12 protein-coding genes are annotated in these 13,617 nt (G+C 58.3%); 4 read left to right on the top strand and 8 right to left on the bottom strand.

Going from position 1 to position 13,617, the window contains the following annotated elements; translation table 11 throughout:
* Nucleotides 1-10 precede the first annotated feature (10 nt).
* Nucleotides 11-781, bottom strand: coding sequence for a pimeloyl-ACP methyl ester esterase BioH (bioH, locus tag BLU64_RS14710; RefSeq protein WP_026744255.1), 771 nt, complete (start codon nt 779-781; stop codon nt 11-13).
* A gap of 71 nt (nt 782-852) precedes the next feature.
* On the opposite strand from bioH, the gene gntX reads away from it, so the two are divergent.
* Both gntX and nfuA read left to right on the top strand, forming a co-directional pair.
* Nucleotides 853-1,557 (top strand): DNA utilization protein GntX, encoded by a 705-nt coding sequence (gntX, locus tag BLU64_RS14705; protein WP_026744256.1) that lies wholly within the window; start codon nt 853-855, stop codon nt 1,555-1,557.
* A gap of 59 nt (nt 1,558-1,616) precedes the next feature.
* Complete coding sequence (nfuA, locus tag BLU64_RS14700) at nt 1,617-2,192, top strand: Fe-S biogenesis protein NfuA (protein WP_074729216.1); 576 nt, start codon at nt 1,617-1,619, stop codon at nt 2,190-2,192.
* Between the two features lie 49 nt (nt 2,193-2,241).
* Here the strand turns inward: nfuA and malQ are convergent, their stop codons facing one another.
* The 4 genes from malQ to glpE all read right to left on the bottom strand — a co-directional run bounded on the left by malQ (nt 2,242) and on the right by glpE (nt 6,998).
* The gene (malQ, locus tag BLU64_RS14695; RefSeq protein WP_074729214.1) at nt 2,242-4,347 is read right to left on the bottom strand and encodes a 4-alpha-glucanotransferase; all 2,106 of its coding nucleotides are present in this window, start codon (nt 4,345-4,347) and stop codon (nt 2,242-2,244) included.
* A 642-nt stretch (nt 4,348-4,989) separates the two neighbouring features.
* Nucleotides 4,990-5,748 carry a DeoR/GlpR family transcriptional regulator gene (locus BLU64_RS14690; RefSeq protein WP_026744259.1) on the bottom strand — a complete coding sequence of 253 codons (759 nt, stop codon included), beginning with the start codon at nt 5,746-5,748 and terminating at the stop codon, nt 4,990-4,992.
* Between the two features lie 2 nt (nt 5,749-5,750).
* A complete protein-coding gene (gene glpG, locus BLU64_RS14685) occupies nt 5,751-6,587 on the bottom strand; it encodes a rhomboid family intramembrane serine protease GlpG (RefSeq protein WP_026744260.1) in 837 nt (278 codons plus the stop codon).
* A gap of 90 nt (nt 6,588-6,677) precedes the next feature.
* A complete protein-coding gene (gene glpE / locus BLU64_RS14680; protein WP_026744261.1) occupies nt 6,678-6,998 on the bottom strand; it encodes a thiosulfate sulfurtransferase GlpE in 321 nt (106 codons plus the stop codon).
* A 228-nt stretch (nt 6,999-7,226) separates the two neighbouring features.
* On the opposite strand from glpE, the gene glpD reads away from it, so the two are divergent.
* The gene (gene glpD, locus BLU64_RS14675) at nt 7,227-8,780 is read left to right on the top strand and encodes a glycerol-3-phosphate dehydrogenase (RefSeq protein WP_081825747.1); all 1,554 of its coding nucleotides are present in this window, start codon (nt 7,227-7,229) and stop codon (nt 8,778-8,780) included.
* Nucleotides 8,781-8,897: 117 nt separating this feature from the next.
* On the opposite strand, the gene asd is transcribed toward glpD, so the two are convergent.
* The gene (gene asd / locus BLU64_RS14670; RefSeq protein WP_074729212.1) at nt 8,898-10,001 is read right to left on the bottom strand and encodes an aspartate-semialdehyde dehydrogenase; all 1,104 of its coding nucleotides are present in this window, start codon (nt 9,999-10,001) and stop codon (nt 8,898-8,900) included.
* 202 nt (nt 10,002-10,203) lie between these two features.
* Between asd and BLU64_RS14665 the strand changes: the two genes are divergently transcribed.
* Nucleotides 10,204-10,797: a YhgN family NAAT transporter gene (locus BLU64_RS14665; protein ID WP_026744263.1), complete on the top strand. Its 594-nt coding sequence runs from the start codon at nt 10,204-10,206 to the stop codon at nt 10,795-10,797.
* Between the two features lie 40 nt (nt 10,798-10,837).
* Here BLU64_RS14665 and gntT read toward each other — a convergent pair whose 3' ends face one another.
* Nucleotides 10,838-12,154, bottom strand: coding sequence for a gluconate transporter (gene gntT / locus BLU64_RS14660; protein WP_026744264.1), 1,317 nt, complete (start codon nt 12,152-12,154; stop codon nt 10,838-10,840).
* A 416-nt stretch (nt 12,155-12,570) separates the two neighbouring features.
* Nucleotides 12,571-13,566: a gluconate operon transcriptional repressor GntR gene (gntR, locus tag BLU64_RS14655; protein ID WP_074729268.1), complete on the bottom strand. Its 996-nt coding sequence runs from the start codon at nt 13,564-13,566 to the stop codon at nt 12,571-12,573.
* Nucleotides 13,567-13,617 lie beyond the last annotated feature (51 nt).

The raw sequence follows: 13,617 nt of genomic DNA, 5'->3' as shown, positions 1-13,617 counted from the left end.
GGAGAGGCCGTTACCGCGCCCTCGTGAACGCCAGCAGCGCCTCGATCACCTCATCAGGATGCGAGATAAACGGCGCGTGCGATGCTTTGGGAATGATCACCGAGGTCGACTGCGGCCAGCGTTCATCGAGCAGCGGCACGATAGCGCGAGGCACCAGGCCATCCAACGCGCCGTAAATCCGCAGGAACGGTACGGTGAGCGACGCCAACGGCTCCCGCAAATCCACCTGCGACAAGATCTCCAGTCCGCCGTTCAGCACGTCCACCGTCGGCATCGGCTGGTCCAGCACCACGGATTTCAGCAGTCTGGCATCCTGTTTTGCGCTGGCGGTTCCCAGCGTTTGCAGCGCCAGAAAACGCTCCACCGTACGCTGAAAATCTTCCTGCAACTGCTGCTGAAAACCTGCCAGTACGGTGGGTTTGATGCCCGGCCATGTCTCTTGCGCCTGAAAGCAGGGAGAAGAGGATAACGACACCAGCGCGGTAACGCGCTCCGGGTGGGTCAGCGCGATCTGACTGGCCACGAGTCCGCCCAGCGACCAGCCCAGCCAGATGGCTTTCTCAGGCGCGCGGGTCAGTACTTCGGAGGCCATTTCCCCCAGCGGCATCGGCCCAAATCCCTGACTTTGTCCAAAGCCCGGCAGGTCGGCCCGGTGCAGGCTAAAATGCGGCGCCAGTCGCGGAACGATGCTGTTCCATACCTGCGCATTCAGCCCCCATCCGTGCAGCAGCACAATGTCTTGTTCGCCTTCACCTTCCGTCTGCCAATGCAACGTAGCCATGCGTTATTGTCCTTCTTCTTCAACGTAAAATATTGATGTCGCGTCGTCGTCAATCATGAGGGCAAACAAGGATGTTCACCTTTTGGGCGCAGTGCCGGCTTTGCCGGCAGCCGCTGTATGATAGTCATCATGGGATATGCAGTCACTGCCTGCGTCGTCTTCCACCTCCCCCCTGCTGCTGTCCGCGCTGCGGCCTGCCCGCCGCTTCGGCATCGCTCCCTTGCGGTCGCTGTCTGCAACATCCGCCGCCCTGGCATGCGCTGCTGTCTGTCTCCGATTATCGTCCGCCTTTGGATGGGTTGATCAAACAGCTGAAATTTTACGGTCAGGGAGACATCGCCCCCGCGCTAGCGCGCCTGCTGTGGCTATGCTGGCGCCAACGCTATCGGCAGTCGGCGCTGAACGCGCCGCATTCGCTGTTCCCGCCGCCAGACCTGCTGTTGACCGTGCCGCTGCACCGGGGACGACAGTGGCGGCGAGGCTATAACCAAACGGCGCTCCTGGCCGCGCCGCTGGCGCGCTGGTTGAACTGCCGCTACGTGGCGGACGGTCTCACCCGCACCCGCCCCACTCCGCCGCAGAGGTCATTGACCGCTTCGGCCCGCCGCCGTAATTTGCGCGGGGCGTTTGGCTGTACGCTGCCGTTGGCGGGGAAACGGATCGTTGTGCTGGACGATGTGGTGACCACCGGCAGTACGATGGCGGAGATCGGTCGGGTGCTGCTGAGGCAGGGCGCGGCGCACATCCAGGTCTGGTGTCTGTGCCGCACCTTGTAGTGACCGGCGGGATGGGCGTATTATAACCCACTGGCGTAGTCAACTATTGAGTTAAAATTATGATCCATATTACCGACACTGCTCAGGAGCATTTTGTCAAACTGCTGGCAAAGCAAGAGGAAGGCACCCAGATCCGTGTTTTCGTCATCAATCCCGGCACCCCGAGTGCTGAGTGCGGTGTTTCTTACTGCCCGCCCGATGCCGTTGAGCCAAACGATACCGAGCTGAAGTTTGAGAAGCTGTCGGCCTACGTCGACGAACTCAGCGCCCCTTATCTGGAAGATGCCGAGATCGATTTCGTCACCGATCAGCTGGGCTCACAGCTCACGCTGAAAGCGCCCAACGCCAAGATGCGCAAAGTGGACGACGATGCTCCGCTGGTCGAACGCGTGGAATATGTATTGCAGTCGCAGATCAACCCGCAGCTGGCCGGTCACGGCGGACAGGTGTCACTAATGGAAATCACCGACGACGGTTACGCTATTTTGCAGTTCGGCGGCGGTTGCAACGGCTGTTCGATGGTGGATTACACCCTGAAAGAAGGGATTGAGAAAGAGCTGCTGCAGAAGTTCCCGGAACTGGCTGGCGTTCGCGATCTCACCGAGCATCAGCCCGGCGAGCACTCCTACTACTAATATCCAGCGCTCCAAATTGCCGACCCGGACGGGTCGGCAACGGCTTGGGTCATTTCCCTGCGCGCGCGCCGCCATCCCTGCTCGGCAACGGTCCATTTCGTCGCAGGTCGATATCGCGTATCAGCCGTTCAAGATAGCTATCCCCGAAGATGGAATCCAAAGTCCGACTCAGCTTGCGCCGCCAGTTCGGGTACTGCTTTTCTCCGCCCGGCACGCAGACCGGCGTCGCCATATCCAGCCACTCCTCCAGCCGCAGTCCCAACAGGCCGCTGGCGCTTTCCGCCAGGTAGCGCTGTACGCCGCGATTAAGCTGGGCGCTCATCGTCGTCAGCGTCGCATTGCGCCCAACGCGCTGAGGCAGATGACCATACTGATGCAATGCGTCCAGCAATGCCTGTTTAGCCTGCTCACGCGCCTTTAGTCTGCGGCTCAACAGCACGTCGCCGGCGCACAGGCCCAGCTCGTGCGCTAATATCAGATCGATGCTCTGCCAGTAGCCCCGCAGCGTCGGTAAATCGTGCGTGGTCACCGTCGCCATCGAGCGGGGCGGATAGTCCTGCGGCGCGTAGAATTCCCCCTGCTGGTTGCGCTCGAAAAACAGCACCCGACAGGAGTAGATACGGCAATCGCGCAATTTGCTGACCATCCCTTCAGGCAAAACGCCCTGCTCATCGCCCATCACCATACAGCGATGGCGTTGGCTCTCCAGCGCCAGGATCGCCAGCAGGTCATCCACGGGATAATAGATAAAGCCGCCATCCTCCGACTCGCCCTCCTGCGGGACCCACCACTCACGCATTAGGGACGCCACATGGTGGAGACATATCGCGCTGGTATGCGCCATGTTACTGCGAATCATATCGATGAAAGGCTGATAGCCACAGCATTGCAACTGGACCGGATTGATCGGCGCCAGCGGCCCGCTCTGTCCATGCGGCATCCGTGTTTGCGGCACGTCGCCAATACTGGCGTCATGGCAAAACAAGGGATGATCCTGCCAGGAATCGGCGCTGCGACACGCCACGCCTTCCGCCACTTCGCGATATAGCCCAAGCGGCATCCCCAGCTGTTTGCTGTGATCGTAGCAGGCCGCCAGCTGTTCGTGAGCCAACCACTGCAGCCAGCAGTAAAACATGACGTCTTCAGCGTGAGACTCACGAAAGCTAACGACGCTGTCTCCCCGCGCATCCTGATAGCATTCGGGCCATTGGCTCCAGTCGCTGAATGAGTGGCCGTCACGTTCCAACCACGCGTTAAGCGCATCATAGGTCGCATGCTGCTGCAACCTATCGCCGCCGCGAGCGATGAATTGCTGAAAGGCGAGCTGACGCGGATCGAGCACGCCGCGCAGGTTGAAGTGCTGGAATGACAGGCGCAAAGCGTCAAGCTTCAGCGCGGCGACCGAACGATAGTCAACCCAGCGGCTGCCGCGAACGGTGGACAACCGGCGCTGAGTTTCGGCGCTTTGCCACCACCGCTGCGCCTCCTCGCTCTGGAGGAAATCATCTACGTGATTGACGTCGATATAGATGGTGTTGATCCAATAACGCGATGAGGGGCTATAAGGGTTTGCGTTATCTGCCCCGGAGGGAGACAACGCATGCAGAGGATTAAGCCCGACGAACGCGCCGCCGCGCCGCGCCACCTCTTCCAGCAGCGTTTTCAGATCGCCGAAATCGCCAACGCCCCAATTATGCTGAGAACACAGGGTATAGAGCTGTACGGAGACGCCCCACCAGCGTTTTCCCTGCGAAAGCGCGTCCGGTTCATAGCAACACATCGGCGCGATAATCGCCTGGCAGCGCCACCGCCGACCGGCTTGTTCCAGCGTCAGACGATGATACCCCTGGGGTAAAGGCCCGGGCAGCGTTAGGACTGTTCCTCCCACGATCTCGCCCTCTATCATGCCGCCTTGCTCATAATGGAACGTCCAGCGATAGTGGCTATCGCCCTGCACCCAGACCGTCACAGGTTCACCTTCACGCCACACTTTCACCGGCGGAATCGGCTGGTCATTGATCCCCTCTGCGCTCAGCAAGCTCAGCAGTTTCGCTTGTGTAGACCTGTCGATTCTTTGATGGCGACCAGTGTCGTCAACGTAGGTCTCGGCGATGGAGATTCGCCGGGGTATCGTTTTATTAGCCTCTAACGCCATGTTTATTGCTTCCTTAACAACGCATCTGCCCCTTGCGTTTTGATCATCATGAGTCCGATCGGCCTGAACATCCCCGTACAAGAGCGCGCATTTCACCTGGCGGCAGCACAGTCGCGCATCCCGGTACGGTACAGCGAGTTCACTCGGCTGTGTATGACTGTTTAACAGTGCGGGGTTGTCGATAGCTCTCCGGGAAAAAACCATTCAGCCAGCGGTTGCCGGGATCAGCTCTGCGCTTCATCCTCGTCAGGCGCGTAGCGATCATACTCCTTCCTTCTAGGGCTAAGAGCGATATCAATGGGCGATACCGTCGCGTCGCCAGGCTGCCGGATCGCCACAGTGCGAGCATAACCTAGAAAGCCACGACGGAGTCTGTCGCTCCAATGTCCGGATGGTCGCCGGTGAGAGTGACTGATGCAGACGTTTCCTGCATCACGTCACCGGCGGTAGATGGCAACCTAATCGAACGCCTGCATCCAAGCAGGGTATAGCGGAACTATAATCTAGCTAATGATCATCGTGCAATTTCCGCTGATAGGCATAGCAAGATCAACGCGTTATATCTTCGCCGACGGGGAACACTTATGTTCCGGCATCCGGCCGTTGCGGCGATAAAACAGAGGAATAACTGACACGTCTACCTCAGCACAATGACAGCTGCACCTTAGATTTTTCGATAATTTTCAGCACGCCAGCAGGCGGCAGTCGATCAGTGAACAAATAATCGATTAAATCCATGTTGCCGAGATTCACCATCGCGTTACGGCCAAATTTGGAATGGTCGGTGACCAGCATCACGCAGCGGGAATTATCGATGATTGCACGCTTGGTGCGAACCTCGTGGTAGTCGAACTCTAGCAGGGAGCCGTCCATATCGATGCCGCTGATCCCAAGAATGCCGTAGTCGAGGCGGAATTGAGAAATGAAGTCCAGGGTCGCCTCGCCAATGATGCCGCCATCGCGGCTACGCACCTCGCCGCCGGCCAGGATCAGGCGGAAATCGTCTTTGCTTTTCAACAGGGTCGCCACGTTGAGATTGTTGGTGACCACACGTAACCCCTTGTGGTTCATCAGCGCGTGCGCGACCGCTTCCGGCGTGGTGCCGATATCAATAAACAGCGTCGCGCCATCCGGGATTTGACTGGCGACCTGTCGGGCGATGCGGGCTTTTTCATCCGACCACATCGTTTTGCGGTCCTGATAGGCGGCATTGACGGAGCTGGAAGGGAGTGCGGCGCCACCGTGATGACGGTGGATCTGATTCCGCTCGGACAGATCGTTAAGATCGCGACGGATGGTTTGCGGGCTGACGGAAAAATGCGCTACCAGCTCTTCAGTGCTGACGTAGCCCTGTTGACGCACCAGTTCGATAATGGCCTCATGTCGCTGCGTTTGCTTCATGGTTACCCCTTCTCCGACGATATGCGACGCCCAGTATCCCACCACGCCATCAGCAGTCCCACCACCAACCCGGCAATGTGGGCGCCGTTGGCGATGGACATGCCGAAGATATCGAAATAGCCCGCGACCAGCCACAGAACGGAGAACACCATCAGTCCCCGCTGTAGATGCAACGGCCCGTCAGGCTGCCGCTCTCCCCGTAGCCAGACATAGCCCATCAGGGCATAGACGACGCCGGAAAGGCCGCCGAAATAGACGCCGCTGAACCACGACTGCACCCAGCCGCTGAGCGCCGCGGACAGTAGCAGGATGACGGACAGCTTGCGGGTACCGAGCGTTTTTTCTACCGGCCCGCCGAGATACCACCACCACATTAGGTTGAACAGGATATGCAGCAACGAGAAATGCAGCAGGATATGGCTAAACCAACGCCACAGTTGCATCGCCTGACCACTCTCCGGGTAGGACAGCAGCAGCATCATCCGTTCAACGCCGTAGAACTGCATCAGGAGATAAACGGCGACGGTGACGACCAGTACGGCCAACGTCAACGGCCCCGCCCGCTGACGAAGTTCGCCAACCAACGAAAAAGCAGGATAGCGCAATCCCGTGCGCGTGGTGCCGCTTTGCCAACTGGCCGCCTGGTATCGCGCATGCCATGGCTCTTCCATGAAACGATCCAGCTCCTTATCCACCCGCGCCAGCTCGCTATCATCCTGCAGCCACAGCTCATACTCACCGTCGTTGACGCGTATCGCCAGCCGAATGTGCTGTGTGCGCATGTAATCCACGAACGCCTGTGCCTGGCGCGGGTTGGGTAAGGCGATAATCCGGATCATGGTGGTTATGCTTCTCGCTGTATCGTTCAATGAGCTTGATTCTAAATCATTTAGCACGGGAAAATCAGCGCCGTCCCTAACGAATCCACGTCAGCCCGCCGATGTTTCTTGCGGGAAGCGGCGTTGCCAGGCTTCAAAACCGCCGTCTACGCTGTACACGGAGGAAAATCCAAGGCTAAGCAGGTATTGGGCGGCGTTGCGGCTGCTGATGCCGTGATAGCACAACACCATCACAGGCTGCTCAAAATCCGCCCCGTCGACAAAATCGTTCAGCGTGTCATTAGTCAGATGGACCGCTCCCGGCACGTGCGCAGCGGCGAAACTTTGCCGGTCTCGAATATCGACCAGTACCTCACCCGACTGCCAGCGCTGATAAGCCTCCTCTACATCAATCGCCTCAAACTGCTCCATGATTCTCCGCCCCCATTGTTATCGAATTGTGTCGATTGTATCGCACTCCCCTCGCTCGGCCCCACAAAAGCCGGGAGGAAGAGCACATTTCTCTCACCACGGCCCCATTATTGTTAACTGAGTCACGTATAAATGTATTTATTTGGTTAAACCTTGGCTTGAATGTTTGTTTGCGATTATCATCGTGAGCGAAAACGAACATTTATGCGGAATACGGCGGAGGGGAACGTGGAAACCAAAGACCTGATCGTGATCGGCGGGGGAATCAACGGCGCGGGTATCGCTGCGGATGCGGCGGGCCGAGGCCTGTCAGTGCTGTTGTTGGAAGCGCAGGATCTGGCTTGCGCCACCTCTTCCGCCAGCTCCAAGCTGATTCATGGCGGCCTGCGCTATCTGGAACACTACGAATTCCGGCTGGTTGGCGAGGCCCTATCCGAACGCGAAGTCCTGTTGAAAATGGCGCCGCACATCATATCGCCGTTGCGCTTTCGCCTGCCCCATGAACCTCATCTGCGTCCGGCATGGATGATCCGCGCAGGGCTGTTTATGTACGACCATCTGGGCAAACGCGTCAGCCTCCCGGCCAGCTGCGGTCTGCGTTTTGGACCCGAGTCGGCGCTGAAACCGGAGATGACGCGCGGTTTCGAATATTCCGATTGCTGGGTCGACGACGCCCGCTTGGTGGTGCTGAATGCACAAGAGGTAGAGCGCCGCGGCGGCAAGGTACGTACCCGCACCAAAGTCACGCGTGCGCGCCGTATCGGCGGTCTGTGGCACGTCGAGGCGGAAGATGCGCTGACCGGCGAGACGCACAGCTGGCAGGCTAAAGGGCTGGTGAACGCAGCGGGACCGTGGGTGCGAAGTTTCTTCGATGACGGGCTGGCGCTGCCTTCGCCCTACGGTATCCGGCTGATCAAAGGCAGCCATATCGTGGTGCCGAAAGTTCATAACGAACCGCAGGCCTACATTCTGCAAAATCAGGATCACCGCATCGTCTTCGTCATTCCCTGGATGGATGAGTTCTCCATCATCGGCACCACCGATATGGAGTACCACGGCGATCCGCGTCATGTCAGCATCAATGACGACGAAGTCGATTATCTGCTGGACATCTACAATCGCTATTTCAAGAAACCGCTGAACCGCGGTGACATCGTCTGGAGCTATTCCGGGGTAAGACCGCTCTGTGACGACGAGTCCGATTCGCCGCAGGCTATCACCCGCGATTACACGCTGGCGATCGACGACGATCAGGGGCGCGCCCCGCTGTTATCCGTCTTCGGCGGCAAGCTCACCACGTACCGTAAACTGGCGGAACATGCGCTGGACAAGCTGGCGAAATACTACCCGCAGGCCGGCAAATCCTGGACGCAGCAGGCGACGCTGCCGGGCGGCGACATTCATGGCTCCCGCGACGAATACGCATCCCGCCTGCGTCAGCGTTATAACCTGCCGGAGTCTTTAGCCCGACGTTACAGCCGCACTTACGGCAGCCAGACCGAACGGCTTCTGGGCGATGCGCACAGCGTCGGCGAACTGGGCGAACACTTCGGGCATATGCTCTATGAGGCCGAACTGCGCTATCTGGTCGAACATGAGTGGGTCGTCTCTGTGGAAGATGCGCTGTGGCGCAGAACCAAGCTCGGTATGTGGCTGGACGAAAATCAGCAGCAGCGCGTCAGCGCCTGGCTGGAGCACTACCGGCGCCAGCGGGCGCAGCAATACGTGGAAGACGCGGTTCCATCCCGGCATGCCGGGACGGCGGGACCACAGAACCATTAACCCCTATCTACGACCGTGCCTCCTGCGAGAACGCGAGTACGGTAACGAAAACCGACAGGAAGTAGGAAAACGGCAGGAAGGAAAATCGCCCCAACTGCGCAGCTGGGGCGATATCATTTAGAGCAGGATACGCAGCATACGACGCAGCGGTTCCGCCGCGCCCCACAACAGCTGATCGCCGACGGTGAAGGCGGACAGATATTCCGGGCCCATATTCAGCTTGCGCAGACGGCCCACCGGCGTAGACAGCGTACCAGTCACGGCCGCAGGCGTCAGTTCACGCATGCTGAGCTCGCGATCGTTCGGCACGACTTTCACCCAGTCATTGTGGCTGGCCAGCAGCTGTTCAATTTCCGGCACCGACACGTCTTTCTTCAGTTTGATGGTGAATGCCTGGCTGTGGCAGCGCAACGCGCCGACGCGCACGCACAGACCGTCGACCGGGATCACATCGCGGGTCGCCAGAATCTTGTTGGTTTCCGCCTGTCCTTTCCACTCTTCGCGGCTCTGGCCGTTATCCAGCTGTTTGTCGATCCACGGGATCAGACTGCCCGCCAGCGGGACGCCGAAATTGTCGGTCGGCAGCGTGCCGCTACGGGTCAGCGCCGTCACTTTACGTTCGATATCCAGAATGGCGGAGGCCGGACTCTGTAGCTCTTTCGCCACTTCTGCATTCAGCATCCCCATCTGCACCAGCAGTTCGCGCATGTGGCGAGCGCCGCCGCCGGACGCCGCCTGGTAAGTCGAGACGGACGCCCAATCCACCAGGTCGTTTGCAAACAGGCCGCCCAGCGACATCAGCATCAGACTGACCGTGCAGTTGCCGCCGACGAACGTTTTGATGCCGTCATTCAACCCTTGCTGAATCACCGCGTGGTTGACCGGGTCCAGAATAATAATGGCGTCATCGCTCATGCGCAGCGTGGACGCCGCATCAACCCAGTAACCCTGCCAGCCACTTTCACGCAGCTTCGCATAGACTTCGTTGGTATAATCGCCGCCCTGACAGGTGATGATAATATCCAGCGCCCGCAGCGCCTCCAGGTCGTAGGCATCCTGCAATACGCCCTGCTGCCCGCCGAACGTAGGAGCCGACTGGCCGTGCTGGGAAGTGGAAAAGAAGATCGGGCGGATGGCATCGAAATCGCGTTCTTCTACCATGCGTTGCATGAGTACCGAACCGACCATTCCGCGCCAGCCGATAAAACCAACATTTTTCATGTTTGCTGTCCTGCTTGGGGGTGACAAAAAGGAGTCTGGCTGCCGTTACTGGCAGTAACATTGTTTAAAGTGATGGCCTTCAACCTTACAAAATGTACGTAAAGTCGCAAGTTAATTTATTCAATCTCGTCGGCTTTTTCAGCAGCACAGCTAATAACCGCGCGCGAATTCGCGCCTCATGAAGACAGGAGTCAACCGCCACATGACCGAAATGATCTCAGCCACCGTTCTACTACTGCTCATCATGGATCCTCTGGGAAACATGCCGATTTTTATGTCGGTACTGAAGCCCCTACCCGCCAAACGTCGTCGCATCGTGTTGATCAGGGAAATGGTGATTGCGCTGGGCGTGATGCTGATTTTTCTATTCGCGGGGGAGAAAATTTTGGCGGTGCTGAACCTGCGTACTGAGACCGTGTCGATTTCCGGCGGGATCATCCTGTTCCTGATTGCGATTCGCATGATATTCCCTTCGCCGAAAAATGAATCCAACGACCTGCCGGAAAACGATGAACCCTTTCTGGTGCCGCTGGCGATCCCTTTGGTCGCCGGCCCGTCGATATTGGCGGCGCTGATGCTGCTGTCCCACCAATATCCGCAGAAGCTGGCTCACCTGACGCTGGCCCTGTTTATCGCCTGGGGCATCTCTTTTGTGATCCTGCTGATGTCCAACCTGTTTCTGCGACTACTGGGAGACAAAGGCGTCAGCGCGTTGGAAAAACTGATGGGGCTGGTGCTGGTGATGCTCTCCACGCAAATGTTCCTCGACGGCATCCGCGCCTACCTCCAGCTGTAACCCGGCGCTCTGCCGGGACCCGCCCGGCAGAGGCTCCGCGTCAGACCACCAGGCTCATCAGCAGACAGCCGAGCAACCCGCAGACCGCGATGATCGTTTCCAGCGCCGACCAGGATTTCAGCGTCTCGCCAATGGTCAGGTTGAAATACTCTTTGAACAGCCAAAAGCCGGGATCGTTGACGTGAGAGAAAATCACGCTGCCGGACCCCACGGCTATCACCATCAGTTCCGGACTGACGCCGGTCGTGGCGATCAGCGGTGCGGCGATGCCGCCCGCCGTCATGGCGGCCACGGTCGCCGAGCCGAGCGCAATGCGCAGCGTCGCGGCAATCAACCAGGCCAGGAACAGCGGCGACAAGCTGCTACCTTCCATCATGTGGGCGATGTATTTATCCACCCCGCTGTCGACCAACACCTGCTTGAAAGCGCCGCCGCCGCCCAGAATCAACAGCATCATGGCAATGATTTTGATGGAATCAGAGACGGTGGCCATCACTTCATCCATCGTGCGTCCACGATTAAGGCCGAAGGTAAAAATCGCGATCAGCACCGAAATCAACGTCGCCATCACCGGGTCGCCGAAGAACTCCGCGTAAGGCAGCAGCGCATGTCCTTGCGGCAAGACCATTTCAGCAATCGCCCTTACCGCCATCAGCATCACCGGCACCAGCGCTGTGCCAACGCTGACGCCGAAACTGGGCATTTCGTCTTCGGAAAATTGCTTAGGGTTGTAAAGACCTTCAGGCACCGGCTTGTCGATTTTTTTCAGAAAACGGGCGAAAACCGGACCGGCCAGTATGGCGGTGGGGATCCCGAGCAACGTGCCGTACAGCAGCGTTTTGCCCATATCGGCATGAAAAATGGCGGCGATAGCCGTCGGCGCGGGATGCGGCGGTAAGAAACCGTGGGTGACGGACAACGCCGCCGCCATCGGCACGCCGGCATACAGCAAAGGAATACGCGCGGAGGCGACGATGCTGAATATCAGCGGCAGCAACAGAACAAAACCGACCTCATAGAACAAGGCGAAGCCTACGGTAAAACCGGTCAGCATGATGGCCCACTGGATGTTTTTGTGGCCGAACCCGTCAATCAGGGTGGTAGCGATCCGTTGCGCTCCCCCGCAGTCCGCCAGCATTTTCCCCAGCATCGCGCCGAAACCCATGACAAGCGCCAGACTGCCCAACGTTCCGCCGACCCCGTTTTTGATAGACGCGATGACTTTATCCACCGGCATGCCCTGCAAAATCCCGACGGCCAGAGCCACCAACACCAACGCGATAAATCCATTCAACTTACATCGAATCATTAATAACAGCAGTATGGCGACACCGACAGCAACGATGACTAATGGCATAACCTTTCTCCGGCAGAGCCTCATCGCTCCCGGCAACCACCGGAGAACGCAGGCGAAGGTGATTCTGCTACGGCCCATCTATGGCCGAGTACGGCAGCAGCGATGAAACATCAGATGCGATGGGTGAAGCACCATCAGGGAAACGGGCAATACCCGTAATGTTACCGGTATCATGATACCGGTAACATGTTAAGAACTGGAACTAACCGGCAGCACTTAATTTACAGTTTGGGATAAAGATCAAATATTGCCAGCAGAGAAGGTCGCCTTTGGCGATGATGGATTTTTCGACCAAAACGAGCCGGCCGCCAACGTTGCCGTTGTCGAATCCGCCTGCGGAGAAGCAGCCTATGTGGCATGAGGAGGGAGACATCGCGTACTGGCGCCTTGGGGATAAGGCGCCGCGAGGGATTGACTTACAAACTGTCGCCGGGCAGTAGCTCGAAACCTTCGTCGTGCAGGGCCGACGTCACCGGCTCGCCGTTCAGACGCGCCAGCAGCATTTCGGCGCCCACTTCGCCGATACGCTCACGCGGGGTCAGGACGCTCGTCAAGCGGGGAACCATCGCCTGGCCGATGTTATGACCGTGGAAACCGACAACCCCCATCTGCCGGGGAATACTCAGTCCCTGACGCTGGCACTCGAAAATCGCGCCGATCGCCAGGTCGTCGTTGGTGCAGAACACGCTGTCGATGTCCGGGCATTCCATCTGCGCTCGCCGCAGCAATTCACCGCCCAACGTATAAGACGAGGCGCTTTCGCTCATCACGCTGTGGGGGGTTAAACCCGCCTCCTGCATCGCCAGCTCATAGCCCTGCCGTTTCATCAGGGTACGTTCGTCCAGCCGCGCGCCCAGATACACCACGTGTCGACGTCCTCGCCCGATGATGTGCCGCGTCATCTGTCGTGAGGCTTCTATGTTGTCAAAACCCACCGCCATATCCAGACAGGGCGACACAGAATCCATCAGCTCTACGACCGGGATACCGGAGACGTTAATCATCTGCCGGGTACGATCCGTGTGGGTGCGTTCCGCCAGTATCAAGCCGTCGATATTGTAAGACAGCAGCGACATCAAGCGCTGCTCTTCTTTTTCAGGGTGATAGCCATAGTGCGCGAGCATGGTTTGGTAACCCCGCGCTTCCGTCACCTGCTCAATGCCGCGCAGTACTTCCGCAAAGACCTGATTCGTCAGGGAAGGCAGTAGAACGCCGATGGCGCGGCTGGTGGCGTTGGCCAGAATATGGGGCGTGCGGTTGGGTATGTATCCCAGTTCGTCCAGGACGGCGGCAATTTTCTTTTGCAGCGTAGCAGACACTTGGGAAGGATTGCGCAGATAGCGGCTGACCGTCATTTTCGTGACGCCGACGCGATCTGCGACATCCTGAAGAGCCGGTCTTTTCTTCTTGATCATCCGTGGCTATCCAACTCGAGGAAAGTAGTCGGAGTCTAACAAAAAACC

This window comes from Lonsdalea quercina (genome assembly GCF_900107885.1).
GTDB lineage: Bacteria > Pseudomonadota > Gammaproteobacteria > Enterobacterales > Enterobacteriaceae > Lonsdalea > Lonsdalea quercina.
Note: the sequence above shows the minus strand (reverse complement) of the source record. Positions and strands in the feature narration are given on the sequence as shown.

Excerpts from the sequence above, each read along its gene's own strand:
- BLU64_RS14690 (WP_026744259.1), bottom strand. The coding sequence starts at position 5,748 with ATGAAGCAAACGCAGCGACATGAGGCCATTATCGAACTGGTGCGTCAA.
- gntX (WP_026744256.1), top strand. The coding sequence starts at position 853 with ATGTTCACCTTTTGGGCGCAGTGCCGGCTTTGCCGGCAGCCGCTGTAT.
- BLU64_RS14665 (WP_026744263.1), top strand. The coding sequence starts at position 10,204 with ATGACCGAAATGATCTCAGCCACCGTTCTACTACTGCTCATCATGGAT.
- glpG (WP_026744260.1), bottom strand. The coding sequence starts at position 6,587 with ATGATCCGGATTATCGCCTTACCCAACCCGCGCCAGGCACAGGCGTTC.
- nfuA (WP_074729216.1), top strand. The coding sequence starts at position 1,617 with ATGATCCATATTACCGACACTGCTCAGGAGCATTTTGTCAAACTGCTG.
- malQ (WP_074729214.1), bottom strand. The coding sequence starts at position 4,347 with ATGGCGTTAGAGGCTAATAAAACGATACCCCGGCGAATCTCCATCGCC.
- asd (WP_074729212.1), bottom strand. The coding sequence starts at position 10,001 with ATGAAAAATGTTGGTTTTATCGGCTGGCGCGGAATGGTCGGTTCGGTA.
- glpE (WP_026744261.1), bottom strand. The coding sequence starts at position 6,998 with ATGGAGCAGTTTGAGGCGATTGATGTAGAGGAGGCTTATCAGCGCTGG.
- bioH (WP_026744255.1), bottom strand. The coding sequence starts at position 781 with ATGGCTACGTTGCATTGGCAGACGGAAGGTGAAGGCGAACAAGACATT.
- gntT (WP_026744264.1), bottom strand. The coding sequence starts at position 12,154 with ATGCCATTAGTCATCGTTGCTGTCGGTGTCGCCATACTGCTGTTATTA.